Origin of the sequence: Hyphomonas sp. L-53-1-40 (genome assembly GCF_000682775.1) — a bacterium.
Lineage (GTDB): Bacteria > Pseudomonadota > Alphaproteobacteria > Caulobacterales > Hyphomonadaceae > Hyphomonas.
On sequence record NZ_AWFI01000019.1, the window covers coordinates 1 to 25042 of the forward strand.

Sequence of the window (25042 nt, forward strand, 5' to 3'; positions counted from 1 at the left end):
GGCGGCCTCGTCACACCAGCGATCATCGCCGGTGACGTTACAAAGCGCGGTGTATAATTGCGCGCGCAGCTCGGCCCGCCGGGCCTCCAGCGCGCGGCGATCCTGCGGGGTCACATCCTCGATGCTGGTCTCGGCCTCGGCCAGCACCTGCGTGATTTCCTCGAACGCTTTTGCCAGATGCGCGAAAACCGGATCAATGGATGCCAGTTCGAAGATTTCCGGCACGGCGGTCGGGGGAATGAGCCATGTGAGTGTCCCCCAGTTATGCTCAAAATACAAACGATTGCATTTTGTATAGCATCTCTGGGTTGAAATGTCTTCCCTTATTTCAGATATTTGTGCAGGGCGCTCTGCGCGCCCTACAAATCGCCTTCGGACTTGCCCGATTGCTTCCACAACCAGGCTGTCAGGCCCGCGCCGATCAGCAACAGGCTGGCAAACCCGACCAAGGCGGCAATCGCCAATGCATCTACACTCAGATTACCCATGCCCGGTCCTCCTGACGGCTTTTCAGGCCGGGGCGTTCAGGATGGCGCTGATCTCGTCTTTCAGGGCCATCCGGTGCTTGCGCAGCTGCGTCTGGAAGACATCGCTGGCGGGCTCGACATTTGTCTCGATACGGTGAATCTGGCGGTTCACTGCGTGATATTCGTCGGCCAGCCGGGCGAAATGACCGTCCGCTTCCTTCAGTGCATGAATGCGGTCTGTCGCGTCCGGGAATTCCTCGGCGAGTTCGTGCGGTGTGTGGGACATATTGGGTCGCTCCCTGATAAGATGTGTCTGGCACTATCAGGACACGGCGCGCGGCCACGCGGAATCGGGGAAACTACGTATCCTTGCGGGCAGGGGGCTATTTCTCGCCGAACAGGCCGGATTGCTGACCGCCCGGATTCGGCAGGCCGAGGCGTTCATAGGCCAGCGGCGCTGCGACCCGGCCGCGCGGCGTGCGCGCGACATAGCCCTTCTGCATCAGGTAAGGCTCGATCACGTCCTCCACCGCGTCCCGCGCCTCCGACAGGGCCGCCGCCAGCGTTTCCACGCCGACCGGCCCCCCGGCATAGGTTTTTACCAGTGCATGGAGGTAGCGCCGATCCAGCGCATCAAGGCCATCGGAGTCGATTTCCAGTCGTTTCAGCGCGCTTCTGGCGGAATCCTGAGTGATCGTGCCGCCATCTGCCTCGGCAAAGTCGCGCACTCGGCGCAACAGGCGCAGCGCGATGCGCGGCGTGCCCCGCGCGCGGCTGGCGATCTCGATTGCGCCATCTTCCGTGATCGGCGCAGTCAGCTTGCGGGCCGCCGCCATGACGATCCGGGCCAGCTCTTCCGGCTCATAGAATTCAAGGCGCAGCGGTATGCCGAACCGGTCGCGCAGCGGCGTGGCGAGCAGGCCGGCCCGGGTCGTCGCGCCGACCAGGGTAAAGGGGGAAAGATCCAGCCGCACAGACCGCGCCGAGGGCCCTTCGCCAATAACGATATCGAGGGCGTAATCCTCCATCGCCGGATAGAGGATTTCCTCCACGACCGGAGGCAGGCGGTGAATCTCGTCAATGAAGAGGACGTCATTGGGTTCGAGATTGGTCAGGATCGCCGCGAGGTCACCGGCCTTGGCAATGACCGGGCCAGAGGTCGCGCGGAAGCCGACGCCCATTTCGCGGGCGAGAATTTGCGCCAGCGTCGTCTTGCCAAGCCCCGGCGGGCCGAACAGCAGGACATGGTCCAGCGCCTCTTCGCGCTTGCGGGCTGCCTCGACATAGACTTTGAGATTGGATTTGGCCTTGCGCTGGCCGACATAATCATCAAACGCTTGCGGGCGCAGCGCGCGGTCCAGCGCGTCGCCGCCCTGGGCATTGGGATCAGAGAGTTCGCCCTCGCGGCTCATCGTGCCAACTCCTTGAGCGCCGCCTTGATCAGAGTACTGACATCGTCATCGCCGGCATCTTTCGCAGCGCTGGCCACGGCGCGGGCGGCATCCGATTGGGCATAGCCGAGGTTTGCAAGCGCCGAGATTGCCTCGCTTCGCACGCCGGTCGGGGCGGCGACGGGCGCACTGGCAAGGCTAGCGACCTGGGCGGTTTCGAACTTGCCAAACCGGCCCATCGGCGGCGGCTTGCCTCGGCCAGTTTCTTGCCAACGCCTTTTGCGCGTGTCAGGACCGAAGCATCGCCGAGCGCAATCGCGTCCATCAGTTCTGCCGGTGTGATTGCGTCAAGGATGGCCATTGCGGCCTTGCCGGCCACACCATGCACATCCTGAAGACGAACGAACCAGGCGCGTTCCTCGTCAGAGCCGAACGCGTAGAGTATGATCGCCGCTTCGTTGACCTTGGTCTCGACATGCAGGACGCTGGTCTCGCCGACATGCACCCTGGACAAGAGCCGCGTGCCGGCCATGCAAACATAGCCGACGCCATTGACGTCAATCAGGATGTTGTCCGTGCCGAGCGCGGCAACGGTTCCGGTCAGCCTGCCAATGATCATGCGGCGCCTCGTTTCAATTCCAGCGGCAAATGGTGCGCGGTACAGATTGCGCAGGCGAGCGCATCAGCCGAGTCCGATTTCATGTCTCCGGCGCGGGGCAGGAGGCGTTTAACCATGAAGGCCACTTGGTCCTTGTCCGCTGTGCCTGTCCCGACAATGGCCAGCTTGATCTTGCGTGGGGCGAATTCGGCGACAGGAATACCGGCCATGGAGAGCGCCGCCATGGCCGCGCCGCGCGCCTGGCCGAGTTTCAGCGCCGAGCGGGGATTGGCATTGACCAGCGTTTCTTCAACGCCTGAGGCATGTGGTCCGTAATGCCGGGCCAGTTCTCCGACCGCCTCGAAGATGCCGCCGAGCCGTTCCGACATGGCGAGACTGGTGTCTACCGAGATCACGCCATGCGCAATATGAACCAGCCGGGCGCCGGTCTGCTCGATGACACCCCAGCCAGTATGGCGGAGGCCGGGGTCGATGCCGAGAATGCGAATCGTGGCTGTCATGCCGCCCATCCTATCAGCGGGATGGGTTAATGACACCTTGCATTTTCTCTATTTGTTCACATCGACTGCAGCGAGACCCTATTCGGTTTCCCGTGGCACCAGTACCGAGTCGATGATGTGTACAATCCCATTGCCGCCCTCAACATCGGTTTCGAGAATGCTGGCCTGGTTAATCATCAGTTTGCCGCCGCCCATGTCGCGGACCGAAAGGTCGAGGCCGTTCAGGCTTGCTGTTGGCACGCCTTCATCGGCGGGGGGCACGTTGGAGGCGCGCACGGATCCTTCGACGATATGGTATTCCAGCACGCGGACGAGCTTGTCGGCATTGTCTGGTTTCAGATAGTCTTCCAACTGGCCAGTGGGCAGGGCATCGAACGCGTCATTGGTCGGCGCGAAGATGGTGTATGGGCCACCGGTAGCGAGGGTTTCGTCAAGGCTTGCGGCTTCAATGGCACCATAGAGTGTCGACAGGCGCGGATCAGCGGCGATCGTGTCCAGCACGTTCGGTCCGGAGGTGACCAACTGGTCGCGATCCATTGTGTCAGCATAGATTTCATCTTCGCCCGCATCCGGGGAAGGGGTAATGTCGACATCATCCGCATAGGGCTGCACGGGATCTTGCGGTGGTGTGCGCGTGTCCGAAGTCTCGCCGGAACAGGCAGCCAAGAATAGTGCGGCCGCAACGGAAATGAGTAAGTGGCGTTTCATGAGCGGGGATCCTTTCCTCCGGCAGGCAATGATCAGGTAACGTGCGCCTTCGTTTTTGGTTCAGCGCCAAAGAGCAAAATTTATCTCTCAATGGGCGCTATCTGTGGTGGGACGAGGGCGACCCATTGTCCAATTCACGACGCCGCGTACGGAGGGGTTCGGCGCGCACCAGATTTCGCCGGTGGCGGTGATTACGGTCACCCAGATGAGGTTGTGCTCCTGGCCATAGTCGATAACGCCAATGGCGAAGCCATCGCCCCGGTCCGTGACGGTCAATGGGATAGGCGGATTGAGCTGGGTGAACATGTCCTGTGGCTTTCTTTGGAAGAGAGCCGGTAGAACGCCGGATATTGAAGAAGGTTGCGCCGGTATCTACCTGCGACACGAAATTTACGTTGGCTGTGCCATTTGCGGTGTATCGCTTTTCGCGATTATTCCGTTTCGGAACAATGTCTGCAGGTGGGCGATGATCTCCGCTTGGGGCGGTACATCGGTGCCATGTGCGGCGGTGATGATGTCAGGGATGGAAAACCCCGCCGGTTCAGAAGACAGGCGACGAAGGATGGGCGCAAAGTTTGAGGGGAAGTCCAGCAGACCATTGTCGCAGGGCAGGTTCACCCGGCCGCCGGATACGACGAAGCGCAACGGCGGCATCACAACCCGAAATCGATCCGTTGCCGACGCGGCTGGCAGGGGCAATACTGGATCGGGTTGCCATCCGGTATAGGGCCCTTGCGTCAGTGAAGTCAGCCAGGGAGCGCTCATCGCTTTCGGCTCAGCCAGTGTTTCGCCCACCAGGGTTTGAAACTCGGCAAGGCGACTGCGCATATAGTCTGACACAGGGTCCGGAAGAGCCCCGTGAGCGTCGTCCAATGTGACGGGAGGTCCTCCGCGCCAGCTGTCCTGAGAGGCCGCGAACTCCTGGAGCAGGGGGACCAATTGCTCGAACAGGTTTCGGGGAGCGAAATAGAGGTTTAGCGCGAGCGAATATCCGATGCCGCGCGCCGCATGCCACGCCCCCGCTGGCAGGCACAGAAGGTCGCCGGGGTTCAGCTCGACTTCCTGAAACGCCATATTGTCCGGCAGGGTCCCGACATCAATGTCGGCGGGCTCGGCGCGGCCGTCGAAATAGGTCGCATTGTTATCGGGCCAGCGTTTGGCGGCCTCGGTGGAATATATCCAGCGTTTCTTTCCCGCGATCTGAAGCGTCGTGGCCACGCGCCGGTCATAGTGCATGGGCAATCCGGCGCCGTCGGGTGAGGCGTAACAATTGACCCCGACTGTGCCGGTAAAGCTGAGGCGCGCGCGGATCGCCTGGGCCCAGCGGGCCAGGAAGGGATCAGCCATGTGAATATTGGTAATACAGATCGTGGCGCCTGATTTCAGCAGATCGCTGGCCTCACCCAGTTGCGCTGAAAACATGGGCTTGCGGCTGCCAGTTTTTTCCCCGCCCGCGAATGAAGCTGTCAGGTTGAAGCGGGGATCTTCGATATGCTGCCCTCGTGCGAGAGCGAGCCTCAGTCTCTCCATACTGAAAATATGGTCAAACTTCCCGGCATGTCCTTTCACGTGCAAGGACTCGCGCGCGAAATAGCGATCCACAAAGTCTTCGCACGATACCGGGCTTAACAATTCTGCCAGTTCGTGACCGGTCAGGGCGGCGGGCGCATCTGGGCTGGCCGGCCTGGCTGGATCGCGCAGCGAGCTGAAATCTGTCATTCGGTCGGACCTCCCCGGTCTCGGGCGCTTTTTGCATTGCCCTGAGACCTAGGCAGATAATCCCAATCCGGCGATGGGACAAGCATTGCGGGGAAGAGTTTGCGTGACAGACGCCGACAAAAAAATGGCAGACCGCTTCCGCGGTCTGCCATGGGATCAGCATTGCTCGCCCGGATAACCGGGCGGGGAGTGCATTCACGCCGAGGCGATTATTGTTCCGGAGTTTCTTCCGGTTCTTCAACGTCCACGGTTGGAACTTCGACTTCTTCTTCGACCATCACAACTTCAGGCACGAGCACCGTTTCGGTTTCTGTGCCGACATTCACTTCGCCCGTATCGACATCATATTCGGGGATCTTGCCAGCTTCGGCGTCAATGGCGACATCCACATCCGGCAGCTTGCCGGGCTCTGTCTGGTCGACATCGATCAGTGTGGAGCCGAGCCATACTACCCCAACGAGGGCGACAACAGCGACGGCGATTCCGATAACTTTTCCTGTACTCATGTTCTGGGTCTTCCTTCTTGTGCTTTGTTGCGCAGTTCAGCGCGCTTGCAAACATAACGGGGCTGTAATCGAATGGTTCCGGCCAGCACACGCTCCAGCACGGGCGGCCGGAGCGGCGGGGCCGTCCGGGTGTCTGGGCTGAATTACGGAGAAAGCCGGCTCAGGGCGGGGCGCGGGCCGGGCGGAACTGGCTGATCGGCGCATGGCCGAACTGGTCCCGAACTGGTCCATAAAGTGTCCATAAGATGTACAGACTGGTCCGGACAAATGCGGACGGTACATCGAGGCCGCAGGGCAGGTCGCTTGCCAGCGATGGGCTCTGCCAGCGCGGCACACGCGGCGGGGTATAGGTGTAGGCATTGTCCGGCGTCGGCGCATCGCCGATATAGCGGATGACCACATTGCCGTATTTGTCGACCGTGACGAAGACGCGCCGCCCGGTGCGTTTGCGCCAGGCCGTGAGCCGCACAAGGTTCCACCACAGCCACGGCCAGCAGAAGGCCCAGACATGGGCAAAGAAGGGGCGATAGGCCGGGTCCATGTGGGGAAGTGTGGCATGGTGGGGCAGCCTGTCGGATATCTTGCCTGCGTCGTCCTGCCCGATGGCGAAGTCATCCGGGGACCCATCTCCTGAATTCGCCACCGCAGCGCGCGGCGCTTTGTGCAGCGCCTGCGCGCCTCACGGCACAGGTCGCGCCCGCCGCGGCATTCAGAGTTGGACCCCCAGACCGCTATCGCGGCCGGGGGTGACGCATGAGGAGAGCGCGGAATGTATCCAGTAGACTCGCAATCGCCAGGGCCGATGCGTCGCTAGGAATGCGCCTCTAATAATGAGGCGGCGGCCGGTCTACGGGGGCAGCGTCGCCGGGTGACCGCTCGCTGTCGGCGACGCGCTCGGCGAGGCGCGCGACCTGTCGCTCCAGCCGCTCGATCAGCTTCCATTGCGCCGTGATGGTCGCGTTCAAATCCTCAATCGTCTGGTCCTGATGGACCACACGCATTTCAAGCTCGTCGAGGCGGGCGGAGTTCGGTGAAGGGCTGTCTGTCATGAGCGAGGGCATAGCGGCGGGGGTGGGGGGGCAATGCTCTGCATCACATTGCTAAAGTCATTTCGGCTTCGCGATGGCCTCCAATAGCTTTCGACCCTTTGCGATTTGATCGTTTCCTCCAAGGTCTTCGTAAAGTTGAAGAACCAACTCCATGGATTTTATCAGCGCACCGTCCGTCACCTTCGCGACATCGAGGTCTGTGAGAAACTTTTTTCGGCTTTTCGTGCCCCTTTGGGATTCGACGTAGTGATGAAGTACGTAGAATCGCACATTATTGATCGTGCGCCGCGAATTCTCCCCGGTCACTTTGAGTCTAAGAATGTTTTCAACCTTCTTAGAGAGCACGGCACAATTAAAATAGATTTCGGGCGGAAGAGCCGACGAAAAAATGTCGTTATAGGTATCATCGCTATTTATCAGATTCGAGGGCCTTGCACGGGCGTCGTTGGGCTTCCCAAGAAGTGCTGACATCACAGCCTGAGCCAAGTAGACTATGCTGACAATATTCTTGCTCGGCTTGCCTTCATTTTTCCACTTATTCTTCTTCCGATCATAGTACCATTTGCGGGATGAAAAGTAGTCTTCGATGTCTCGGTGAATAAGATCGGAACTTCGTAAAGACGCGGCGGGCAAAGAGTTTTGACTATTCGTCGCGCGAATAATCCTGTCTCGCGCGTCATCTTCATCCTCGTCGATAATCCTTACCAAGACATCCCGATCATCGTTGGACATTTCCTCATCGGACATTCCCGAAAAATGATTGAAAAGTTCCGTCGATGTTTGAAGTCCGTTGACGATTTGCGGATCCGTAATTTTTATCTTGTCGCTTTCCTGTGTGGCCTTGGGAGTAAGTATCGTCACGCCATTGTTCAGGTGCCAAAAATCAGGAGTGTGAACACCTCTCAACGTCTCTCGGATTGCTTTGTTTACGGCGGTATTACCTTGATGGTCTCTTACGTTTGATTCGAAGATTTCCCGAGTTAGTTCATCAGACGACGAAATGAATTGGTACATATCTCGAATCTTGGCGAGACAGACATAGCTGCCATCGGTCGCTAGGTGCTTCGAAAACTTTAAAACTCGGACTTGAGACGGAACTTTGTGGAACAATGAGTTTAGATCGGCAGCGGTTACAAAGTGAAATTCGAATCCCGCATTATCATACAGATCAGTCACGACTTTCTGTAGGGCAGGAACCTTCTTCTGCGTGTTGTTTTGAACTTCCGTTCCTTTGCTAACGTACCAAAATCGGAATTCCACTTGAATATGTTTCGTAAGATTTTTTTCGAACACTTCATGAAAGATCTCGGCTTTCGCAAGCACGTCCGTCGAGTAACGTTCAAAATCCGTAGACGGTCCATTTCCGATGTCAAACAACTCGGGAAAGTTGGCGATGAAGTTGTCTATGCAGGCCTCCTTAAAGCCCTTGGCAGTTTTGGATTGAATCAAATCGATTTCCAAAGTCGGCGACTTCGAGGATGAATCAAATGTGCTATCTTCGCCTACATTTTTGTTGTCGAGCGAGAGATATATACTGTCGAATCCTCCGTCATGCTCTCCATCTGTTATCCCGGCCTCCAATTCGTCAAAGTCCAATCCGCTGTCCTTCATGATCTGTTCTGCCACGAACATTTCAAAGTACGCGCCCGGATCTAAATCTTCTGGAAATCGGTTGCGATTCTCCGCTAGTATTGCTTCCAGAATCTTCTGTTCAGGTTTCAAAGGCCGTTTAGTCGTCATCCTAAGTTTCCCCCTCTGTTTACGTGCAATTTCCAGCCCATTGCCTCATATTCGCGGCTGTTCGCCTCTGTGGCCCGTTCTTTGATTTCGAGACGGTTGTTCTCTGACATGCTGGTGGATGTTATTGCTAGCCAATTTTCTCCCAGCCCAACATTTTCTTCCTGTAGGTGAGATCAAGTGGCACCTCCTTCATGTCGCTATAGTCGTGCGCGACCATTGTGAGGCGATAAAGTTTGATCGAGGCTACGCGCCTCAACAGCGTCAACGAACTGTGCGTTTTCTCACCGGGATCTATATCATCGACAGCGATCATTTCTGACGATGTTGTTCCGTCCATGAACAGGACTTTCGCATCAACCGATGCACCGTAGATCGGTTTAGAGCCTGTGTTCTGAAAAAGCAGGTCCCAAGAGTTAGGCCGATGCTGTTTCTTAAACTTTACAATGTCGACTGCAATCACTTCGTATCCCCCACCGTTGGAATCTCCGGTAGAAACTAAGGGGCTGACGAGGCGCTGTCAGCCCCCAAATTCTTTGGATGGCTATTGGTGTTGCTCGATATAGAGCTTCCGGCCCAGAGCTTCGTACTCCGCACTTTTCTCTTCCATTCCCTTCCGCGCTTCCGCCGCCTGCTTCTCCAAGTCGGTCCGTTCATTCTCGCTCATGCCTGCCGCATACTCTCGCACTTCGGCGGTGATTTTCATGCTGCAGAATTTGGGGCCGCACATGGAGCAGAAATGGGCGACCTTGTGGGCCTCTTTGGGCAGGGTCTGGTCGTGGAAGTCGCGGGCGGTTTCGGGGTCGAGCGCGAGGTTGAACTGGTCTTCCCAGCGGAAATCGAAGCGCGCGCGGGAGACTGCATCATCGCGCACCTGCGCGGCGGGGTGGCCCTTGGCGAGGTCGGCCGCATGGGCGGCGAGCTTGTAGGTGACGACGCCGACTTTCACATCGTCCCGGTCCGGAAGGCCGAGATGCTCCTTGGGCGTCACATAGCAGAGCATGGCCGTGCCATACCAGCCGATCATGGCTGCGCCGATGCCGGACGTGATATGGTCATAACCGGGCGCGATGTCGGTGGTGAGCGGCCCCAGCGTATAGAAGGGGGCCTCGCCGCATTCGCGCAGCTGTTTCTCCATGTTCACCTTGATCTTGTGCATGGGCACATGGCCCGGCCCTTCGATCATGACCTGGCAGCCCTTGTCCCAGGCCACTTTCGTCAGTTCCCCGAGGGTTTCGAGCTCTGCGAACTGGGCCGCATCATTGGCGTCGGCAATCGCGCCGGGGCGCAGGCCGTCGCCGAGGGAGAAGCTGACATCATAGGCGCGCATGATGTCGCAGATTTCCTCGAAATGCGTGTAGAGGAAGCTTTCGGTGTGGTGGGCGAGCATCCATTTCGCCATGATCGAGCCACCGCGCGATACGATGCCGGTGACGCGATCCGCGGTGAGGTGGATGTAGGCGAGGCGGACGCCAGCATGGATGGTGAAATAGTCGACGCCCTGTTCGCACTGTTCGATCAGCGTGTCGCGATAGACTTCCCAGGTGAGATCCTCGGCGACGCCATCGACCTTTTCCAGCGCCTGGTAGATCGGCACCGTGCCGATCGGAACCGGGCTGTTGCGGATGATCCATTCGCGCGTGTTGTGGATGTTGCGGCCGGTGGACAGGTCCATGACATTGTCGGCGCCCCAGCGGATCGCCCAGACCATCTTGTCGACTTCTTCTTCCACGGAAGACGTGACCGCTGAATTGCCGATATTGGCATTGATCTTCACAAGGAAGTTGCGGCCGATGATCTGTGGCTCCAGCTCGGCATGGTTGATGTTGGACGGGATGATGGCGCGGCCGGCGGCAATTTCCTGGCGGACGAATTCCGGCGTGATGAATTCCGGGATGTGCGCGCCGAAGCTCTCGCCCTGCGCGATCTGTTCCGCAGCGCCGTCGACGGCCTTGGCGCGGCCGATATTCTCGCGGGTGGCGACATAGATCATCTCTTTCGTGATGATGCCGGCCTTGGCGAATTCGTATTGCGTGACCTTGTGGCCCGGCAGGCCGCGCAGCGGCTTGTGCGTGACCGGGAATTCGCGGGCAAGGTATTTGCCTTGTGCGCCGCCATTGTCTTCGGGCTTCACATGGCGGCCGTCATATTCCTCGACGCCGCCGCGCTCCAGCACCCAGGCGCGCCGGTCGCGGGCGAGGCCTTTTTCCACGTCGATGGTGACGGACGGATCGGTATAGGGGCCGGACGTGTCATAGACCGGCACGGCAGGCTCGTTCGCGGAGGGGTGAAGGTCAATCTCGCGATGCGGCACGGCAATGTCCGGCGCGTCAGCGGGGTGAGAATAGACCTTGCGGCTGGCGGGCAGGGCGCCGGTGGTGACTTTGGGGGTCTCGAACTGGCTTTGGTCCGTGGGCTTGTTCATGGCGCATCCTCGCAAGCATTGAGGCCTGCACCATTGGAATAGAGAGGGAATCCGGGCCGCGCGGGCCCACTATGCCATTCCGTCCCTACGCCGGCGCAAACCGGATCAGGTTCAAAGGGTGCTGGAGCGGTGTTCTTTTGAACGGTCAGCGCGGGCGGAAAACGGTTCCCACTTTTCCTCGCTGACTTCAGCTCCATCTCAGCGCTTACCAGACGCGCCCCTCGGATGGCCGGGAGAATAGGCGCGTTGCGGAAGGAAGGAAAGGGGGCAGCTGGCGAGAAAAGATAGGTGTTTGCCTAAGTGTCTTGACAAGGCTCCGCTCCATCGCAATAGATAGGCGTATGGCTAACTATTCTGCTTCCGATTCCGCCACCCTCGACCGTGCCTTCCACGCCCTCGGCGATGCGACCCGGCGCGGCGTGATTGCTCAGCTCAGCCTCGGCGAAGCGAGCATTGCCGAATTGGCCGAGCCCTATGATATGGCCCTGCCGAGCTTCCTGCAGCATGTCCGCGTGCTGGAAAAAGCCGGGCTCGTATCCAGCCGCAAGGAAGGCCGGGTCCGGCACTGCCGACTGGAAGCGGCGCGGCTGGCAGAGTTGAAATCCTGGATCACGCAATATCAGCAGGCCTGGGCGGCGCGCCTCGACCGGCTGGATACTTTCCTGAACGCGACTGACCCCAAGAAGGACACCTGACATGACCCATCAGACCGTACAGCACGGCACCGCCACAATGGAGAAGCGGCTTTCGGCCTCGCTGACCCGCGTCTTTGCGGCCTGGGCCGATCCGGAGCAGCGCAAGGCCTGGAACTCGCCCTCTGCCGAGATCGATATGCGCATCGATGCGGCCGACTTTTCCGTGGGCGGAGAGGATGTGACAACCTGCCTGGCCGGTGGCGAGGCCATCGCCATTGTGCGCGGGCGCTATCATGACATCGTGCCGGACAAGCGCATCGTCTATACCGAGATCATCGCCTCCATGGAGGCAACCGAAGGGGCCTGCCTTGTCTCGGCGGAGTTCCTGCCGGACGGGGAAGGGACGCGCCTGGTCATGACGTTGCAGACCGTGGCGCTGGACGGATCGGCCCTTCTGGAAGAGGCGCAGGCGGGTTGGGGCAGCGCCCTGATACGGCTGGAGGAATTGCTACAGGCAGGCTGAGGCTCATCCGCTTGAGATATTCAGCCGCAATTGGAGCAATCGGGAAAAGCCTGTAAGCAGGCGGGCATGATCAAATTTCCGGAAATCCTGTTATCGGGGGCGGCGGCTCTTGCGCTGGCCCTAATGCCGCTCTCCGCATGCGCGCAGGCTGATCCCGTGATGGCCGAATCGGCGCCGGACCTGACCGGCCTGTCCTATGACAAGCGGCTTACCGATTACGATTATGCGTTCGACGATGTGCGCATGTTCAGCCTGCACAGTCAGGGGCAGGCGCTGGAAATGGCGTATATCTATCGTCCTGGAGAGCCCGGCATGCCGGTTGTCACCCTGATGCATGGCAAGAATTTCAATGCGGATTACTGGAAGACCACGTCCGACCATTTGCAGGGTCTAGGGTTTGGCGTCCTGATTCCTGATCAAATCGGGTTCGGAAAGTCGTCCCGGCCAGAGTCCTATCAGTATTCTTTCGCGGCATTGGCCTCGCACACACATGCCCTCATGGACTCGCTCGGGATAGAGACATCGATTGTTATGGGACACTCGATGGGCGGTATGCTGGCGAGCCGATTCGCGCTCATGTATCCAGATACCGTAGACCGTTTGATCCTGCTGAACCCGATAGGGCTGGAGAACTACCTCGAATATGCTCAGTACAAGGACACAGAATTCTTCTACGCGCAGGAATTGTCCAAGACAGCCGAAAGCATCGCAGCCTATCAAAAGAAAAACTACTATGACGGGGCGTGGAATGCGAATTATGAGGCGCTGACACATCACCTGATTGGACAGGCTCAGGGCCCGGACTCGAAGGCTGTAGCGTGGGTGAATGCGCTGACCTATGACATGATCTTCACCCAGCCCGTCGTAACCGATTTCCCCAATCTTGATGTGCCAACGAGCCTGATCCTGGGCACACGGGACCGCACCGGGCCGGGCCGGGGTTGGATGCGCGAAGATGCGTCTTACGAACTCGGGCGGTATGATCAGTTGGGGAAACGCACGGTTGCCCTGATTCCGCAGGCGGATCTGATCGAGCTCGAGGGCCTCGGGCACTCGCCCCATATCGAGGCCTTCGACCGCTTCGTGATTGCGCTTGATCAAGCGTTGGCCAAAGCTGAGTAAGGCCCAACTGCAAAAACTGTTCTTTGATTAACGCTGCTGGCCGCTTTGTTAACCTTATGGCGACGTCGAATCGCGATGATTGCGCAAACCCCGACCCCGGAGATGTGCTTCATGGCCTTTACTGCAACATTCGGCGGCGCCGAAGAGACCAAGGCAAAACCGAAATACAAGACCTTCAAGGTGGACCTCTGGGCGACCGATCTGAACCCGACCGAAATCGGGATCATGAAACAGACCCAGCATGAGGCCGCGTCTGACCAGTTCACCAAGGACATGGAGATCTTTGGCCAGATCAAGGATGGTCGCGAGCGGACGGGCATTCTCGCCTATCGCAAGGAAATGTGGAAAACCGGGGAAGGCATGAAGCGCCGGCTGGTGCTGAAATTGTTTTCCGAAGGCATGCACTGGCGCGGGACGGCAGAATTGTTGATGGGCCGGTCATTGCAACTGAGCATTGGGGCGAAGGGCACACCGGTGCCGTCCTATTCAGTCAATATCAGCCGCCATGACCAGATTATCCAGTTGGAACGGTCGGCGCAGAAGTGGCCGCTTTTCCCGGAGAAGTTCTCCTTCTTTATCGACACGACGCAAGGCCCGCGCTTCTATCGCCTGCGCCGCAACGTCATAGGCATCGGTGCAGACTATAGTCTGTATGATGATCGGGGTCGCAAGATCGGCAAGCTGGATCACCGGATCATCAATCTGGGCGGATCATGGATCGTTAAAGTGGATGCGGCGGAAAGCTATGCCAAGCTGGAGGCCGTGTTGCAGATGTTCTGTGCCCTGCTGAAATTCAACGGCGCCGCCCGTCGGCATGTCGCGAAAGAGGTTGAGCAGCTGCATCTCGGGCGGGCCGTGCGTCAACTCGACACGCAGGAGCGCAATCTCTACCTGAACCCGCGCCGTCGGCGCTGATTGGTCAGGCTGCAGGCCGCTTCAGTTCGATCCACAATTGCTCCGACTGAGCCAGCAGCTGGCCGTCGCGCGTAAACAGTGCGGTGGCAGCGCCATGCTTGCGGCCGTCATCATAGAGAGACCAGCCAGCCACAATGAGATCGTCGCCGGGGGCGGGGCGTGCATGCACCTGCGCGGTGATGCGGGCCAGCACCATCGGATTGTCCTGAAAGCCAATCGCAAATGCGCCCGGACAGTCGAGCGCGGCCCATAGTATTTCCGGGCGCACCAGGCCGTCTTCGCCGGCAAGGCTTTCATCCGGCGTCCAGACATCTGTCACCCCGTCATAGCCATTCGGCTTGCCGGTGAAGAGGCAGAGGCCATCGTCGGTGCGCTCTGGTCCGCAGACATAGCAGCGGGGAAACGCGTGGGTCTCGACAGGGGGGAAACTGTCCGGGCCTGTCTGTGCTGTCTCGAAGCTTGGCGCAGCGGGGGGAGGGGCAAGCGGTGCGGCAGGTTGCGCGGTCATGACCAACTGGTCTCCATGCCGGACTTCGTATCCGTCATTTGTTGGGACAACCTCCATCGCGATGTCGAGTGGGGGTGGCGCGCGCAGGGAAACTTCTGCCGGACCATCAATCTGGCTTGCGGCGAGACCTGCCGAGATGCCTCCATTGGCCGAGCCCGGGGGGCCGTTGAACATGGCAGGCACGAGGATGGTGAGCGGTGTGGACATGGGCAACTCCTGTCCTGCGCGCATGCCGATAGCGGCGAGTGAGGTCAATGCGACATGCAGGCAGGATGCGCGCTAGTCGAGCAGACCGAGTTCGCGTTGCTTTTTCTTGCTGAGGGCATTGGCGATCAGGCGAAAGGATTCGGCGACATAGTCCTTGAGGTCGTCATCCGACAGGGTTTCGTCCGAGAAACGCTGGATCCATTTCATGCCACGTGAAGCAAGGTAAGGCGCGCCCTGGCAGCCGGGCTGGTCTTTCAGGATATGAAAGCTGATCGGGCGGACCTTGAACGTACAGGCGGCGAGCTGGTCGCCGTCCGGTGTGCCCATGGCGAAGACCTTGCCGCCAATCTTCCAGACATGGGAGCCACCCCATTGGACCACATGCGTTGTCTGGCCGAGGCCTGCACAATAGGAATTGTAATCTTCCAGTGTCACCGCGCGAGCGCCTGCTGCGTGCCGCTGTCCCAGCCTACGAGGATTTCCGCACCGGTATCGATGACCGGACGTTTGATCAGCGTGGGATTCGCCTTCAGCAGGGCTGCGGCGCCTTGGCCCAGCGCGCCTGACTTCTCAGCCTCTGACAAGGTGCGCCATGTGGTCGAACGGCGATTGACGAGTTTTTCCGCGCCGACGGCCTTCAGCCAGGCTGGCAGGAGCCGGTCAAGGTCGGCGTCTTCGCGAATGTCGACAAAAGCGCTCTCCCGGTCCGAGGCATCAAGTTCTTTCAGGGCTTTCTTGCAGGAATCGCAATTCTTCAATCCGTACAGCGTAACCGGGCCAGCCGACATGGGGGTCTCCTCTAAGTGTGGTGCCTCAAAGGGCTAGAACGCACCGATGGCAAACACAACCAGGCCAAGCGCGAGCGCAACAATGCCAAATCCGCGCAAATGATCATCATCCGGCATCATCCAGTGTGCCAATGCCCAGAGTGGTTTGGGCCATGCCACCAGGAGGAGACCTTCGACGAGCGCCCCTGCGATGATCAGGGTTGCGATGCCATCGGTTGCGGTGGAGAAACTGTTCTGGACTGACAAGGTTCCCCCCGCCGCAAAGATCATGACCGCGCCGCACAGAAAGCCGATCGCCGGGCTGTCTTCCAATTCGTCGATCAGACGGGCCATGCGGTCAGGGCTGGCCAACAGGCCGGCACCACACGCCATGAAGTAGAGGCCGAAGACGAGCAGGATTGTATGGGCGAGCATGACGGGCTCCTCTGGATACGCTGATCAGCATATCATGCCGGGCGGGGTTGGTCAGTCCGTATCGGAGGGGCGGACCACGCCGACAATCGGGCCCATATCGAGACCGGTCTCGTTGCGGCCGATCTCGGGCGCGTAGAGCTTTGAGACATATCCATCCAGAAAGAGGGCGTTGGGCGTGTTCAGCTTGTCGCGAAACAAGCTGGCAAAACTGTGGAAGTTCACGGGCACATCACTGATGGCGAAATAGAGCGTTGCGCCATCAGCGGTGACGCCCACGCCATTGCGACGTTTCCGGCTGGGGCCGTCCGCGTTGAATCTCGGATGCAATGCGCCGTCGATCACCAGCATGGGGCCGGACTGTGTCGCAAAGCGCGCGTCCGGTGCCTCGGCCTCAAAGGCGAGGCTTTCTGTGACATGGGGGGTGCCGTCTTGATCCACCCAGAATACCCCGTTGGGAAGCAGGCCGAAATTGCCCGGCCCCTCACGCGTCACGAGCGAGGCGACTTTCTCGCCCTGTTCGACATAAAGCCCGACCGGGCGACGGTCCTGATGATACATGCCGGCGTTCATGGCAAACTCAAGCGTCTGGCCGTGATCGGCGAGATGGGCGGCCAGCCGGTCGAACTGACCGAAGGGCGCACCATCGGGGTGAGTGAGCCAGAGGTTTACCGATGTGGGCGTCTCAAAGGAGCACACCGTATAAGGTTGGCCGAGATGCTTTACCGGGGCGCAGGGCGACGGCGTTTCCGCCTGAGCGCAAGCTTGCATCAGAACCGTGCAGACAAGAATGGCAAACCAGAGACGCATGCCGACAAATTAGCGGCTGGCTGGATCAAGCGCCATGCACAAATTCCACGAGACTGGGGATCGGTATATTTTCGATATATCGAACCTTGAAATTTAGATATATCGAAATTATCTGAGGTTTAGATATATCGAAAGGACTTCAAATGACGTATCGAAATAGAAACATGAAACATCGTCGTGGCGCAGGTTGCGGCACACGAGAAAATGGACCCATGCATGGAGGTCGACGCGGTATGAGACATGGTAGAGCGGATGGTCATCGCGGCGGACGCCGTCGGCCCCTGAATCATGGCGATCTACGCCTGTTGATCCTGGAGCTTGTCTCGGAGGAAGCCCGCCACGGCTATGACTTGATCCGTGAGATCGAGAGCCGGACGGGCGGGGCATATGTCCCCAGTCCCGGCGTGATCTATCCTGCGCTGGAGGCCCTCCTGGACCTCGGCCTGGTCGAGGCGGAAATGGATGGTCAGCGCCGGACGTTTCGCCTGACGAAGGATGGCAGCAAAGAGCGCGAAGATTCAGCCGCGACAATCGAGGCGATCGAGGCCCGTCTCGCCGACCTTCAGGAGAGCGATCGACCCGAAGATCCGCAGGATGTGCGCGGGGCCATGCATCGACTACGCCACGCCGTGCGAGATGCGGCCCGGTCGGCGTCGAATAATGGCGAGACGCGCAAGGCGATCGCGGATATCCTGACGGATGCCCAAGAGCGGATCGCCGGGCTGAAAGGCGCCTAGCCGGTTTGACCGGGTTCACGGCGGAGAAGGGGAGGCGATGCCTCTCCTTTTCTATTCAGCAGCGGCTTCCAGCGCTTCGCGGCGCTTTTCAGCGGCGGACTTCTTGACGCTCTCGGAGCGCAATTGTCCGCAGGCGGCGAGAATGTCGCGTCCGCGCGGTGTGCGGATCGGGGACGCATAGCCCGCCTGGTTCAGCACTTCGGCGAATTCCTCGATTGTGTCCCAGTCGGAGCATTCATAAGGGCTGCCCGGCCAGGGGTTGAACGGTATGAGGTTGATCTTTGCCGGCACGCCTCTCAGAAGGCGGACGAGGTCGCGCGCTTCAGCAAGGCTGTCATTGACGCCCTTCAGCATGACATATTCAAACGTCACCCGGCGGGAATTGCCCAGGCCGGGATAGGCGCGGATCGCCTCGAACAGTTCCTTCAGATTGTACTTGCGATTGATGGGAACAATCTCATTACGCAGATCATCATTCGTCGCGTGCAGTGAGATGGCGAGCATGGCATTTGTGCGTTCGCCAAGCTCGACGATCTTCGGCGCGACACCCGCCGTGGAAACGGTGATGCGGCGCCGGCCAATTGCTATGCCATCGCCGTCACTGATCGTGTCGATCGCTTCGGCGACATTGTCCAGATTGTAGAGCGGTTCGCCCATGCCCATGAAAACAATATTCGTCAGGCGTCGGTCTTCTTCGTCACTCGGCCAGCCATCCAGCGCGTCCCGCGCGATCAATACCTGCGAGACGATTTCCTGTGCGGTCAAGTTGCGGACGAGCTTTTGTGTGCCGGTATGGCAGAAGGTGCAGTTCAGAGTGCAGCCGACCTGGCTGGACACGCAGAGTGCACCCGCCTTGCCGACATCGGGAATATAGACGCTCTCGCCTTCGATGCCGGGGCCGAAGCGGGCCAGCCATTTCTGCGTGCCATCGCGAGAGACCTGGTGATCTGCAATCTCGGGCCGGGTGAGGATGAATTTCTCGCCCAGCTCCGCGCGCAGGTCCTTGGCGACATCGGTCATGCCGTCAAATTCCTGAACACCGAAATGGTGCATCCAGCGGCGCAACTGTTTTGCGCGCATGCCAGCTTTCTTCGGCTCCAGACCAAGCGCTTCCATCTCTGTTTTCAGAGCAGGAAGGGACAGGCCCGCCAATGAGCGGGGGGCAGGGAATGCAGCGTCGCCGCGCCGGGTGAGGTCAAGTTCGATTTTCATGATGCGGCGCCTATAACACGCTGAAGCGGTTGAAGGAATTGCTGGCTGCAGGCCTCACATTACGGGGAGTTAATGAGGATAGCCATTGTTTTGTCATCGATGGAACGGAAAGACTGACCCACGCGTTAATAAGCGTGCCCAATTCCGGGCTGTCCTTTCCAAAGGAGCTGATGACATGAAACGCCTTTCCTATGCGCTGCTTGCGCTTCCCCTGATTGCCCTTCCAGCCTGTGAAACCGGGCCGAGCCAACGGGTTCTGACCGGCGCTGGCGTCGGGGCCATTCTTGGCGCTGGTGCAGGTACGCTTGCAGGTGGCGACGATGGCCGCAACGCTGCAATTGGCGCAGCCGTGGGCGCAATTGCTGGCGCCGCAGCCGGTGACTATATGGACAAACAGGAGCGCCGCCTGCGCGAGCAAACCGCTGGCACGGGCATTGGTGTTGAGCGCCAGGGCGATCAGATCGCGTTGACCATGCCGTCCAACATCACTTTCTCCGTGAACAGTGCCACGATCCAGCCGAACTTCTATAGCGCGCTGAACGATGTCAGCCTGACGCTGGTCGACTATCCATCGACCGCCGTGGATATCATTGGTCATGCCAGCTCTGACGGCCCGGACGACTACAATATGGACCTGTCCCGTCGCCGTGCAGAATCGGTCCGTTCCTACCTCGTGAACCAGGGTGTCACGCCTGTTCGCCTTGCGGCTGTTGGTATGGGTGAGACCCAGCCAATCGCGGACAATGCGACTGCTGAGGGCCGCGCCGCCAACCGCCGCGTAGAAATCATCCTGACGCCGATCACGCAGGAAAGCTACTAAGCTGAAATTGCAGACCTCATCGCTTCGATGGGGTCTGCATACCGTTTTTCCATGGCGGCGAGCAATTGAGCGTTTGCCGTGGAAGGATGGCCCGAATTGGCAGGCGGTGCAGGATCATATTCCACTGCCAGCTGAATTCCTTCGGCCACGTTCTGGCCCGAAATTTCCATGACAATCTGAAGCGCGAAATCGATGCCGGCGGTAACGCCCCCACCGGTATAGGTGGTGCCGTCCCGAACGCAGCGCGCTTCGGTGGGCACAGCGCCGACCAGCGGCAACAGATGGTGATAGGCCCAATGGGTGGTCGCCTTTTTGCCGTTTAGCAGGCCTGCTGCACCGAGTATGAAAGCGCCCGTGCAGACGGACGTCACATGGGTTGCTGCCGCGCCGGCCTTGCGAACGAAATCCATCGTTTCCCCGTCAGCGAGCGCATCGACCACGCCAAATCCGCCCGGCACGAGGATCATGTCGAGATCAGGCGCATCTGCGAATGTGCCGGTCGGCTGGAGGCCAAGGCCGCAATCGCTCGGCACAGGATCAGGGGATTTTGCGAGAATATGGGTTTCCCCGCCGGGCATACGGTGGAGTATCTGGAGAGGGCCGGTGAAATCGAGTTGAGTCACATTCGGGAAAAGGACAAAGCCGATATTCATGATGCACTCCGATTCCAGCCCCAGATTGCCGGTGCGGTATTGATAGCAGTCGCCACACGTCGTAGCGAGTCCGGCGGCATGATGCCGGTCGATATTTGCACGACTTTCCTGATGGCAGCACCTATACAAGCGTACAACACCGAGCGCGAAGAGGATCGGAACATGCAGGACTCCGTTCCGACCCATAATCCGCGAGGCCGTTTCGGTCAGTCAGCGCCTTATCGGGGCCTCTTCTCCGAAGGCATTCGCGGGCTCTCTTGGATGTTTCTGAAAGCGACGGGCTGGCATGTCGCCACAGACTGGCCGGATGTCTCCAAATCCGTGATCATCGCCGCGCCTCACACCTCCAATTATGACGGGCTGGTCATGCTCGCCATTGCGGGCTGGTACCGACAAAAGCTCAGTTGGATGGGCAAGGCTTCGCTCGTGCGGGGGCCGTTTGGGGGCTTGCTTAGGCGAGCGGGCTGCGTGCCGGTTGAGCGGTCAAAGTCCAAGGATGTTGTGTCGCTGATGAAGGAGGCGTTCGACGCGGCGGATACGCTCCACCTCGCGATCGCGCCTGAAGGGACGCGCAATGCCAATCCGGTCTGGAAAACTGGGTTCTGGCATATCGCCCAATCCGCCAATGTGCCCTTGTTCAGCGCCGTGCTTGATTTTGGAACCAGGGAAATGCGGCTGGAGGGACCGATCATGCCTGGCGGCGATATTGCGACCGATATGGACGTGATCATTTCGCATTATCGCGATGCGAAAGGTCGCCATCCTGAGCGTTTCCATCTACCGGATCTGGCGTCTTAGCGGCAGATTGCCGAGGCCTTGTCGATGGCCGCTGCCGAGCCGCTCAGCGAGAAATGATAGGCCACTTGCGTGTTGCGCTGGGAGACGGCCTCAATCCGGAGTTCTGCCCCCTTGCGAAGGGCTGAAACAATCCGGGAATCGTCGGAATCATCTGCGAACGCTTCACGCCCGACACCAAACATGGCCCAGGACGACCGTCCCACGCTGGCCTTCGGCGCCAGGTCTTCCCGCAAGTCAAAGCCGACTTTCAAGCTCGGTTGGTTGCGCGCGCGACCGGATTTCCAATTGGTGACATAGAACCACACATCGCCATGATCGGCCGCGCGTGGGGCCTTGTCGGTGGCCTGTGTGGCCGCGTAGCAGATGGTTTCTCCATTGGCCGTGTCGGTAAAGACCGACCAATCCTTGTATCGGCCGATCGCCGAAGGGCTGGCAGAGGCCATGGGCACGGCAAGCGCAGCCACAAGGGTCAGCACGGTCAGAGTTTTCCGGCTCAATCTCAGTGTTTGCATATTCTATACATTCCCATTTGCGCGGAGCATTCCCAGCATCATAAAGACAACAGGGTTAAGGCTAAACTACGGCATGTCAGCTGCCTCTGCAGATCACGCCAGCTTGTTCGTTCAGGCGGTTGCGTTCCATGTGAGCCGCCACGATAGTGTCTGGAACATGTAAACTGAGAGTTCTTGTGTGAACGACACTGTAACAACGACGATTTCCCCGGATGTGCGACAGCGTCATGCAGACTGCATGGCCCTGATTGCCTCCGACAAGTGTCGGGCCTCTTTTTCGGAATTATTCGACTTCTACGCCCCGCGGGTGAAGAGTTACATGTTGCGGTTGGGCGCAAGCGCGCTGGAGGCCGAAGATCTGGCGCAAGACGTCATGGTGACTGTCTGGCGCAAGGCGGGCATGTACGACCGCAAGCAGGCGTCGGTCTCGACCTGGATTTTCCGCGTCGCACGCAATCGGCGCATCGACAAATTCCGCCGGGCCAGTCGGCCCGACCTCGATGCGGATGAACCCATGCTTCGGCCACCGGATATAGAGCAGCCGGATGCGGCGCTGGATCGGGTTCAGATCGAGGAGACAGTTCGGGCCGAGTTGGTGAAGCTGCCCCCCGAACAGCTCGAATTGCTGCAGGCTGCCTTTTATGAAGGCTTGTCGCATTCCGAAATCGCCACAAAATTCAACTTGCCCCTGGGAACGGTGAAGTCACGAATCCGGCTGGCTTTCGGCCGCCTGCGTGGCCAATTGGAACCGGAGGGCGGAGATGCCGACACGTAGTGAATGGAACATGACATGATGCAGCAGCCAGCTACTTCATCCTATAGCGAGCTCTATTCGGCCTATGCGGCGGGTCAGCTTGATCCGGCATTTGCGTTGCTACTCGAGACCCAGAGCATGTTGCGGCGTGATGTGCGTGGCGCGCTTGCCGCAAGTGAAGCGGTGTCCGGCTTCATGCTGGAAACAGCAGAGCCCGTTCAGATGTCAGCCGGAGCAGGGGTTCGCGCACTTGAGCTGATTGATGCGCTCGAAAGCGAGGATAGCGCGGCCGCTGCGGATTTACCGGCAGACGCCGAGTTGGCGCGTTTGCCCATGCCCTTGCGAGACACGGCGCTGGAGGCATTTGATGCTGCCGGGTGGCAGGCGAACGCGCCGGGCATCCGACGGATGAAACTTGATGTCGGCAGTGAACTCGAGATCGAGCTTTACCGTATACAGCCCAATGCCAAAGTGCCCCGGCATTCGCATGGCGGTACGGAGTTCACGCTCGTGGTGGCAGGCGGATTTTCGGATGAGACCGGCAGTTACGGTCCCGGCGACCTGGCGGTCAAGGGGCCGGACGACACGCACCAACCCGTCGGTGATCCGGGCGAAGTTTGTTTCGCCCTTGCAGTGCGGGATGCGGGACTACAGTTCACGGGGATCATGGGTGTGATCCAGCGTGTGCTTGGGCGCTGACTATTTGCGGTCGCGACCGGGAACATATGTTCCGCTGAGGCCATCCCCGCCAGTGCCGCCAGGCATGATCGGGCGCGGAGCATAGCCGCCCATTGATAGATGGCGATCATACATGACGAGCGCGCCGGCAAGGCTGACATTGATGCAGAATTTCGTCGGGATTTTCACGACATGGTCGCAGCGCGCGAGGATGTCGGGTGACAAGTCGCCTTTTTCGGGGCCCAGCATATAGGCCGCCTGCGGAGGATGCCGGAAGGTGGGCAGCATTACCGCATCATCCGTCAGCTCGATGCCGACCATCTGGCACCCTCGGGGCAACTGCATTTCGTCAACATTGTCCCATTGATAGTAGGGCACTTGTCCGGCTGTTTTAGACGTGTCGGCCTGATAGGCAGCCCGCAGACGATGTTCGGCATTGATGGAAAACACAAAGCTTGCCCCGAAGGCATTCGCTGTACGCATCAGCGCGCCAAGGTTCATGGGTTTCGAGATGCGTTCAGAGCCGATCGCAAAATAACCGCGCATATCAGAAAGCCTCCAGCCCAAACCTGAGGATCACGAGCAGGCCGATAATCACAGGCAGTGTGTAAACCGAAACGCGCCGCGCAAGGCGCAAGTGCCCGAGTTGGCTCGGATAGGTTTGGTTGAGATGAGTTGCGATTTCCGTGTGCGAGACGCGCCGGCCGGCATCAGCGACGCCTTCGCGGTACTCGATGTCTGAGGGGAGTCCGCCAAATTTTTCCGTCAGGGCGCGGCGCAACGCTACCGAAATCATCCAGCGCATCTGCAGGGCGAGCATCAGGGCGAACACGGCCAAACCCAACACTATGAAAAGAAGAATATTCATCAGCCGAACGTGCCCACTTCAAATCGTCCATTTGAATCCGCCATGGCGCGTTTCAGGCCAGACGAATTCCAGAGCGCCGATATGTCTCCCTCGGCGGACACGGCGATCATGCCGCCTTGCCCTCCCAGCATGCGCACATCATCCAATGCCCCTTGGACGGCAGCTTCCAGTCCGGCTCCAGCATAGCGGATGCGCGCCGAGACGTCTGCGGCTGCGGCTGCGCGAATGAAATATTCACCCAGTCCGGTGCACGACACGGCGCAACGTTCATCTGCCCATGTGCCCGCGCCGGGCAGGGGAGTGTCGCCCAGCCGGCCGGGCGTTTTGCCGCGAATTCCGGCCGTAGAGGTCGCAGCTGACAGGTCACCATAGATATCGAGCGCAACTGCCCCCACGGTTCCGGTCGGGTTGATCATGTCCTGTGTCGTCAATTCATCGACGGGGTCATAGTAAGCGTCCGGATCGTCGATCACGGCCAATCCCGAATTGGCCAACAGCTTTCGGGCGCCGTCTGCAATCAGCAAAACATTGGGGGTCTGTTCCATGACCGCGCGCGCGCACGAGACCGGATTGCGGTATCCCTGCAGAGCGCCGACAGCTCCTGCTGTGCGGTTGCGACCGTCCATGATTGCGGCGTCCAGCTCATACGCGCCGTCGAGGTTTGGTGCAGCGCCCTTTCCGGCAAGATACAGGCCGGACTCTTCAAGTCCCTGAACCATCACTTCGACGACGTCCAGAGCTGCCTCGCCGTCCCGCAAGCGTTCGGCGCCATTCTGCAGCAGGGTCGCCAAATGGGCTTCCTGCAGGGAATAGTCTTTCCCCGGGATCGGCCCGGCGCCACCATGCAGGGCCAGGGCCCATTTCTTTGCCATTTGACTGCTACCTCTCCGCTACGTCAGGCTTGGACTTTTATCGGGCACACCGCTACCGTCTGACAGCAGAAACAACAAGATGGGAAGGAAGTCGCAGC

At 59.4% G+C, this 25042-nt stretch carries 35 protein-coding genes, 1 pseudogene and 1 riboswitch; of the genes and pseudogenes, 9 read left to right on the forward strand and 27 right to left on the reverse strand.

Annotated features, from left to right (window positions below; genetic code table 11):
• The 16 genes and pseudogenes from L53_RS14025 to thiC all read right to left on the reverse strand — a co-directional run.
• Nucleotides 1-279, reverse strand: a 279-nt coding sequence (locus L53_RS14025; RefSeq protein WP_034816861.1) for a hypothetical protein, incomplete at its 3' end; no start/stop codon positions are given.
• Nucleotides 280-359: 80 nt separating this feature from the next.
• Nucleotides 360-488, reverse strand: coding sequence for a hypothetical protein (locus L53_RS17620; RefSeq protein WP_255342028.1), 129 nt, complete (start codon nt 486-488; stop codon nt 360-362).
• Between the two features lie 22 nt (nt 489-510).
• Nucleotides 511-753 carry a YdcH family protein gene (locus L53_RS14030; RefSeq protein WP_034816863.1) on the reverse strand — a complete coding sequence of 81 codons (243 nt, stop codon included), beginning with the start codon at nt 751-753 and terminating at the stop codon, nt 511-513.
• A 97-nt stretch (nt 754-850) separates the two neighbouring features.
• The gene (ruvB, locus tag L53_RS14035) at nt 851-1879 is read right to left on the reverse strand and encodes a Holliday junction branch migration DNA helicase RuvB (protein WP_034816865.1); all 1029 of its coding nucleotides are present in this window, start codon (nt 1877-1879) and stop codon (nt 851-853) included.
• On the reverse strand, nt 1876-2097 hold the full coding sequence (locus tag L53_RS17405; protein ID WP_233347858.1) for a hypothetical protein: 222 nt from the start codon (nt 2095-2097) through the stop codon (nt 1876-1878). The genes ruvB and L53_RS17405 overlap by 4 nt, the downstream gene beginning before the upstream one ends.
• 74 nt (nt 2098-2171) lie before the next feature.
• A pseudogene (locus L53_RS17410) lies at nt 2172-2477 on the reverse strand (Holliday junction ATP-dependent DNA helicase RuvA); the annotation flags it as partial.
• Nucleotides 2474-2977, reverse strand: a complete 504-nt coding sequence (gene ruvC / locus L53_RS14045; RefSeq protein WP_034817134.1) for a crossover junction endodeoxyribonuclease RuvC — start codon at nt 2975-2977, stop codon at nt 2474-2476. The pseudogene L53_RS17410 and the gene ruvC, both read right to left, overlap by 4 nt.
• A 78-nt stretch (nt 2978-3055) precedes the next feature.
• On the reverse strand, nt 3056-3685 hold the full coding sequence (locus L53_RS14050) for a fasciclin domain-containing protein (protein ID WP_051607999.1): 630 nt from the start codon (nt 3683-3685) through the stop codon (nt 3056-3058).
• A gap of 87 nt (nt 3686-3772) precedes the next feature.
• Nucleotides 3773-3991 (reverse strand): hypothetical protein, encoded by a 219-nt coding sequence (locus L53_RS14055; protein WP_034816867.1) that lies wholly within the window; start codon nt 3989-3991, stop codon nt 3773-3775.
• Nucleotides 3992-4075: 84 nt separating this feature from the next.
• A complete protein-coding gene (locus L53_RS14060) occupies nt 4076-5404 on the reverse strand; it encodes a JmjC domain-containing protein (protein WP_051608000.1) in 1329 nt (442 codons plus the stop codon).
• Nucleotides 5405-5613: 209 nt separating this feature from the next.
• Nucleotides 5614-5910, reverse strand: a complete 297-nt coding sequence (locus tag L53_RS14065) for a hypothetical protein (RefSeq protein ID WP_034816870.1) — start codon at nt 5908-5910, stop codon at nt 5614-5616.
• 160 nt (nt 5911-6070) lie between these two features.
• Nucleotides 6071-6553 (reverse strand): hypothetical protein, encoded by a 483-nt coding sequence (locus L53_RS14070; RefSeq protein WP_034816873.1) that lies wholly within the window; start codon nt 6551-6553, stop codon nt 6071-6073.
• A gap of 181 nt (nt 6554-6734) precedes the next feature.
• Nucleotides 6735-6959, reverse strand: a complete 225-nt coding sequence (locus L53_RS14075; protein WP_034817140.1) for a SlyX family protein — start codon at nt 6957-6959, stop codon at nt 6735-6737.
• A 57-nt stretch (nt 6960-7016) separates the two neighbouring features.
• Nucleotides 7017-8699 (reverse strand): AIPR family protein, encoded by a 1683-nt coding sequence (locus tag L53_RS14080; RefSeq protein ID WP_034816875.1) that lies wholly within the window; start codon nt 8697-8699, stop codon nt 7017-7019.
• Between the two features lie 127 nt (nt 8700-8826).
• On the reverse strand, nt 8827-9159 hold the full coding sequence (locus L53_RS14085) for a hypothetical protein (RefSeq protein ID WP_034816877.1): 333 nt from the start codon (nt 9157-9159) through the stop codon (nt 8827-8829).
• Nucleotides 9160-9240: 81 nt separating this feature from the next.
• Nucleotides 9241-11121, reverse strand: a complete 1881-nt coding sequence (gene thiC, locus L53_RS14090; protein ID WP_034816879.1) for a phosphomethylpyrimidine synthase ThiC — start codon at nt 11119-11121, stop codon at nt 9241-9243.
• Between the two features lie 65 nt (nt 11122-11186).
• Nucleotides 11187-11353, reverse strand: a riboswitch (TPP riboswitch).
• A 109-nt stretch (nt 11354-11462) separates the two neighbouring features.
• Here thiC and L53_RS14095 point away from each other — a divergent pair.
• From L53_RS14095 to L53_RS14110, 4 genes are all read left to right on the forward strand, one after another.
• Nucleotides 11463-11816: a helix-turn-helix transcriptional regulator gene (locus L53_RS14095; protein WP_034816881.1), complete on the forward strand. Its 354-nt coding sequence runs from the start codon at nt 11463-11465 to the stop codon at nt 11814-11816.
• A gap of 1 nt (nt 11817) precedes the next feature.
• Entirely contained in the window at nt 11818-12279 is a 462-nt protein-coding gene (locus tag L53_RS14100) for an SRPBCC domain-containing protein (protein ID WP_034816883.1), read from the forward strand.
• Nucleotides 12280-12402: 123 nt separating this feature from the next.
• Nucleotides 12403-13401, forward strand: a complete 999-nt coding sequence (locus L53_RS14105) for an alpha/beta fold hydrolase (protein ID WP_034817142.1) — start codon at nt 12403-12405, stop codon at nt 13399-13401.
• A gap of 111 nt (nt 13402-13512) precedes the next feature.
• Entirely contained in the window at nt 13513-14316 is an 804-nt protein-coding gene (locus tag L53_RS14110) for a hypothetical protein (RefSeq protein ID WP_156947935.1), read from the forward strand.
• A gap of 4 nt (nt 14317-14320) precedes the next feature.
• Here L53_RS14110 and L53_RS14115 read toward each other — a convergent pair whose 3' ends face one another.
• The 5 genes from L53_RS14115 to L53_RS14135 form a co-directional block, all read right to left on the reverse strand.
• Nucleotides 14321-15031: a hypothetical protein gene (locus L53_RS14115; RefSeq protein WP_051608002.1), complete on the reverse strand. Its 711-nt coding sequence runs from the start codon at nt 15029-15031 to the stop codon at nt 14321-14323.
• A 72-nt stretch (nt 15032-15103) separates the two neighbouring features.
• A complete protein-coding gene (locus L53_RS14120; RefSeq protein WP_034816885.1) occupies nt 15104-15466 on the reverse strand; it encodes an MmcQ/YjbR family DNA-binding protein in 363 nt (120 codons plus the stop codon).
• Nucleotides 15463-15819, reverse strand: a complete 357-nt coding sequence (locus L53_RS14125) for an ArsC/Spx/MgsR family protein (protein ID WP_034816889.1) — start codon at nt 15817-15819, stop codon at nt 15463-15465. The genes L53_RS14120 and L53_RS14125 overlap by 4 nt, the downstream gene beginning before the upstream one ends.
• Nucleotides 15820-15852: 33 nt before the next feature.
• A complete protein-coding gene (locus L53_RS14130) occupies nt 15853-16233 on the reverse strand; it encodes a hypothetical protein (protein ID WP_034816891.1) in 381 nt (126 codons plus the stop codon).
• Between the two features lie 51 nt (nt 16234-16284).
• The gene (locus L53_RS14135; protein ID WP_034816893.1) at nt 16285-17040 is read right to left on the reverse strand and encodes a phosphodiester glycosidase family protein; all 756 of its coding nucleotides are present in this window, start codon (nt 17038-17040) and stop codon (nt 16285-16287) included.
• A gap of 233 nt (nt 17041-17273) precedes the next feature.
• Between L53_RS14135 and L53_RS14140 the strand changes: the two genes are divergently transcribed.
• Complete coding sequence (locus tag L53_RS14140; RefSeq protein ID WP_034816896.1) at nt 17274-17777, forward strand: PadR family transcriptional regulator; 504 nt, start codon at nt 17274-17276, stop codon at nt 17775-17777.
• 51 nt (nt 17778-17828) lie between these two features.
• On the opposite strand, the gene rlmN is transcribed toward L53_RS14140, so the two are convergent.
• Complete coding sequence (rlmN, locus tag L53_RS14145) at nt 17829-18989, reverse strand: 23S rRNA (adenine(2503)-C(2))-methyltransferase RlmN (protein ID WP_034816898.1); 1161 nt, start codon at nt 18987-18989, stop codon at nt 17829-17831.
• Between the two features lie 175 nt (nt 18990-19164).
• On the opposite strand from rlmN, the gene L53_RS14150 reads away from it, so the two are divergent.
• Nucleotides 19165-19809, forward strand: coding sequence for an OmpA family protein (locus L53_RS14150; RefSeq protein WP_034816901.1), 645 nt, complete (start codon nt 19165-19167; stop codon nt 19807-19809).
• On the opposite strand, the gene L53_RS14155 is transcribed toward L53_RS14150, so the two are convergent.
• The gene (locus L53_RS14155; RefSeq protein WP_034816903.1) at nt 19806-20462 is read right to left on the reverse strand and encodes a DJ-1/PfpI family protein; all 657 of its coding nucleotides are present in this window, start codon (nt 20460-20462) and stop codon (nt 19806-19808) included. The two genes, L53_RS14150 and L53_RS14155, sit on opposite strands and share 4 nt — an antisense overlap.
• Between L53_RS14155 and L53_RS16875 the strand changes: the two genes are divergently transcribed.
• On the forward strand, nt 20424-21260 hold the full coding sequence (locus L53_RS16875) for a 1-acyl-sn-glycerol-3-phosphate acyltransferase (protein ID WP_084333495.1): 837 nt from the start codon (nt 20424-20426) through the stop codon (nt 21258-21260). The two genes, L53_RS14155 and L53_RS16875, sit on opposite strands and share 39 nt — an antisense overlap.
• Here the strand turns inward: L53_RS16875 and L53_RS14165 are convergent.
• Nucleotides 21257-21772, reverse strand: a complete 516-nt coding sequence (locus tag L53_RS14165; protein ID WP_034816905.1) for an invasion associated locus B family protein — start codon at nt 21770-21772, stop codon at nt 21257-21259. The genes L53_RS16875 and L53_RS14165 overlap by 4 nt on opposite strands.
• Before the next feature lie 178 nt (nt 21773-21950).
• Between L53_RS14165 and L53_RS14170 the strand changes: the two genes are divergently transcribed.
• Together L53_RS14170 and L53_RS16585 are read left to right on the forward strand one after the other, a co-directional pair.
• Nucleotides 21951-22547, forward strand: a complete 597-nt coding sequence (locus tag L53_RS14170) for a sigma-70 family RNA polymerase sigma factor (RefSeq protein ID WP_233347860.1) — start codon at nt 21951-21953, stop codon at nt 22545-22547.
• A gap of 15 nt (nt 22548-22562) precedes the next feature.
• Nucleotides 22563-23225: a ChrR family anti-sigma-E factor gene (locus tag L53_RS16585; RefSeq protein ID WP_198019824.1), complete on the forward strand. Its 663-nt coding sequence runs from the start codon at nt 22563-22565 to the stop codon at nt 23223-23225.
• Here the strand turns inward: L53_RS16585 and L53_RS14180 are convergent, their stop codons facing one another.
• Genes L53_RS14180 through L53_RS14190 form a run of 3 tightly spaced genes read right to left on the reverse strand, consistent with a single transcriptional unit; the run spans nt 23226 to nt 24944 of the window.
• Nucleotides 23226-23750 carry an RNA methyltransferase gene (locus tag L53_RS14180; RefSeq protein WP_034816907.1) on the reverse strand — a complete coding sequence of 175 codons (525 nt, stop codon included), beginning with the start codon at nt 23748-23750 and terminating at the stop codon, nt 23226-23228. It lies immediately after the preceding gene.
• Nucleotide 23751: 1 nt separating this feature from the next.
• Nucleotides 23752-24072: a hypothetical protein gene (locus L53_RS14185; RefSeq protein WP_034816909.1), complete on the reverse strand. Its 321-nt coding sequence runs from the start codon at nt 24070-24072 to the stop codon at nt 23752-23754.
• Nucleotides 24072-24944, reverse strand: a complete 873-nt coding sequence (locus tag L53_RS14190) for an isoaspartyl peptidase/L-asparaginase family protein (protein WP_034816911.1) — start codon at nt 24942-24944, stop codon at nt 24072-24074. Before L53_RS14190 ends, L53_RS14185 begins: the two co-directional genes overlap by 1 nt.
• Between the last annotated feature and the right edge of the window lie 98 nt (nt 24945-25042).

Bases quoted from the DNA above. Each gene is read 5' to 3' on its own strand.
- L53_RS17620 (WP_255342028.1), bottom strand. From the start codon at position 488: ATGGGTAATCTGAGTGTAGATGCATTGGCGATTGCCGCCTTGGTCGGG.
- L53_RS14030 (WP_034816863.1), bottom strand. From the start codon at position 753: ATGTCCCACACACCGCACGAACTCGCCGAGGAATTCCCGGACGCGACA.
- ruvB (WP_034816865.1), bottom strand. From the start codon at position 1,879: ATGAGCCGCGAGGGCGAACTCTCTGATCCCAATGCCCAGGGCGGCGAC.
- L53_RS17405 (WP_233347858.1), bottom strand. From the start codon at position 2,097: ATGGGCCGGTTTGGCAAGTTCGAAACCGCCCAGGTCGCTAGCCTTGCC.
- ruvC (WP_034817134.1), bottom strand. From the start codon at position 2,977: ATGACAGCCACGATTCGCATTCTCGGCATCGACCCCGGCCTCCGCCAT.
- L53_RS14050 (WP_051607999.1), bottom strand. From the start codon at position 3,685: ATGAAACGCCACTTACTCATTTCCGTTGCGGCCGCACTATTCTTGGCT.
- L53_RS14055 (WP_034816867.1), bottom strand. From the start codon at position 3,991: ATGTTCACCCAGCTCAATCCGCCTATCCCATTGACCGTCACGGACCGG.
- L53_RS14060 (WP_051608000.1), bottom strand. From the start codon at position 5,404: ATGACAGATTTCAGCTCGCTGCGCGATCCAGCCAGGCCGGCCAGCCCA.
- L53_RS14065 (WP_034816870.1), bottom strand. From the start codon at position 5,910: ATGAGTACAGGAAAAGTTATCGGAATCGCCGTCGCTGTTGTCGCCCTC.
- L53_RS14075 (WP_034817140.1), bottom strand. From the start codon at position 6,959: ATGACAGACAGCCCTTCACCGAACTCCGCCCGCCTCGACGAGCTTGAA.
- L53_RS14080 (WP_034816875.1), bottom strand. From the start codon at position 8,699: ATGACGACTAAACGGCCTTTGAAACCTGAACAGAAGATTCTGGAAGCA.
- thiC (WP_034816879.1), bottom strand. From the start codon at position 11,121: ATGAACAAGCCCACGGACCAAAGCCAGTTCGAGACCCCCAAAGTCACC.
- L53_RS14095 (WP_034816881.1), top strand. From the start codon at position 11,463: ATGGCTAACTATTCTGCTTCCGATTCCGCCACCCTCGACCGTGCCTTC.
- L53_RS14100 (WP_034816883.1), top strand. From the start codon at position 11,818: ATGACCCATCAGACCGTACAGCACGGCACCGCCACAATGGAGAAGCGG.
- L53_RS14105 (WP_034817142.1), top strand. From the start codon at position 12,403: ATGCCGCTCTCCGCATGCGCGCAGGCTGATCCCGTGATGGCCGAATCG.
- L53_RS14110 (WP_156947935.1), top strand. From the start codon at position 13,513: ATGGCCTTTACTGCAACATTCGGCGGCGCCGAAGAGACCAAGGCAAAA.
- L53_RS14115 (WP_051608002.1), bottom strand. From the start codon at position 15,031: ATGTCCACACCGCTCACCATCCTCGTGCCTGCCATGTTCAACGGCCCC.
- L53_RS14125 (WP_034816889.1), bottom strand. From the start codon at position 15,819: ATGTCGGCTGGCCCGGTTACGCTGTACGGATTGAAGAATTGCGATTCC.
- L53_RS14130 (WP_034816891.1), bottom strand. From the start codon at position 16,233: ATGCTCGCCCATACAATCCTGCTCGTCTTCGGCCTCTACTTCATGGCG.
- L53_RS14135 (WP_034816893.1), bottom strand. From the start codon at position 17,040: ATGCGTCTCTGGTTTGCCATTCTTGTCTGCACGGTTCTGATGCAAGCT.
- L53_RS14140 (WP_034816896.1), top strand. From the start codon at position 17,274: ATGAGACATGGTAGAGCGGATGGTCATCGCGGCGGACGCCGTCGGCCC.
- rlmN (WP_034816898.1), bottom strand. From the start codon at position 18,989: ATGAAAATCGAACTTGACCTCACCCGGCGCGGCGACGCTGCATTCCCT.
- L53_RS14150 (WP_034816901.1), top strand. From the start codon at position 19,165: ATGAAACGCCTTTCCTATGCGCTGCTTGCGCTTCCCCTGATTGCCCTT.
- L53_RS14155 (WP_034816903.1), bottom strand. From the start codon at position 20,462: ATGAATATCGGCTTTGTCCTTTTCCCGAATGTGACTCAACTCGATTTC.
- L53_RS14165 (WP_034816905.1), bottom strand. From the start codon at position 21,772: ATGCAAACACTGAGATTGAGCCGGAAAACTCTGACCGTGCTGACCCTT.
- L53_RS16585 (WP_198019824.1), top strand. From the start codon at position 22,563: ATGATGCAGCAGCCAGCTACTTCATCCTATAGCGAGCTCTATTCGGCC.
- L53_RS14180 (WP_034816907.1), bottom strand. From the start codon at position 23,750: ATGCGCGGTTATTTTGCGATCGGCTCTGAACGCATCTCGAAACCCATG.
- L53_RS14185 (WP_034816909.1), bottom strand. From the start codon at position 24,072: ATGAATATTCTTCTTTTCATAGTGTTGGGTTTGGCCGTGTTCGCCCTG.
- L53_RS14190 (WP_034816911.1), bottom strand. From the start codon at position 24,944: ATGGCAAAGAAATGGGCCCTGGCCCTGCATGGTGGCGCCGGGCCGATC.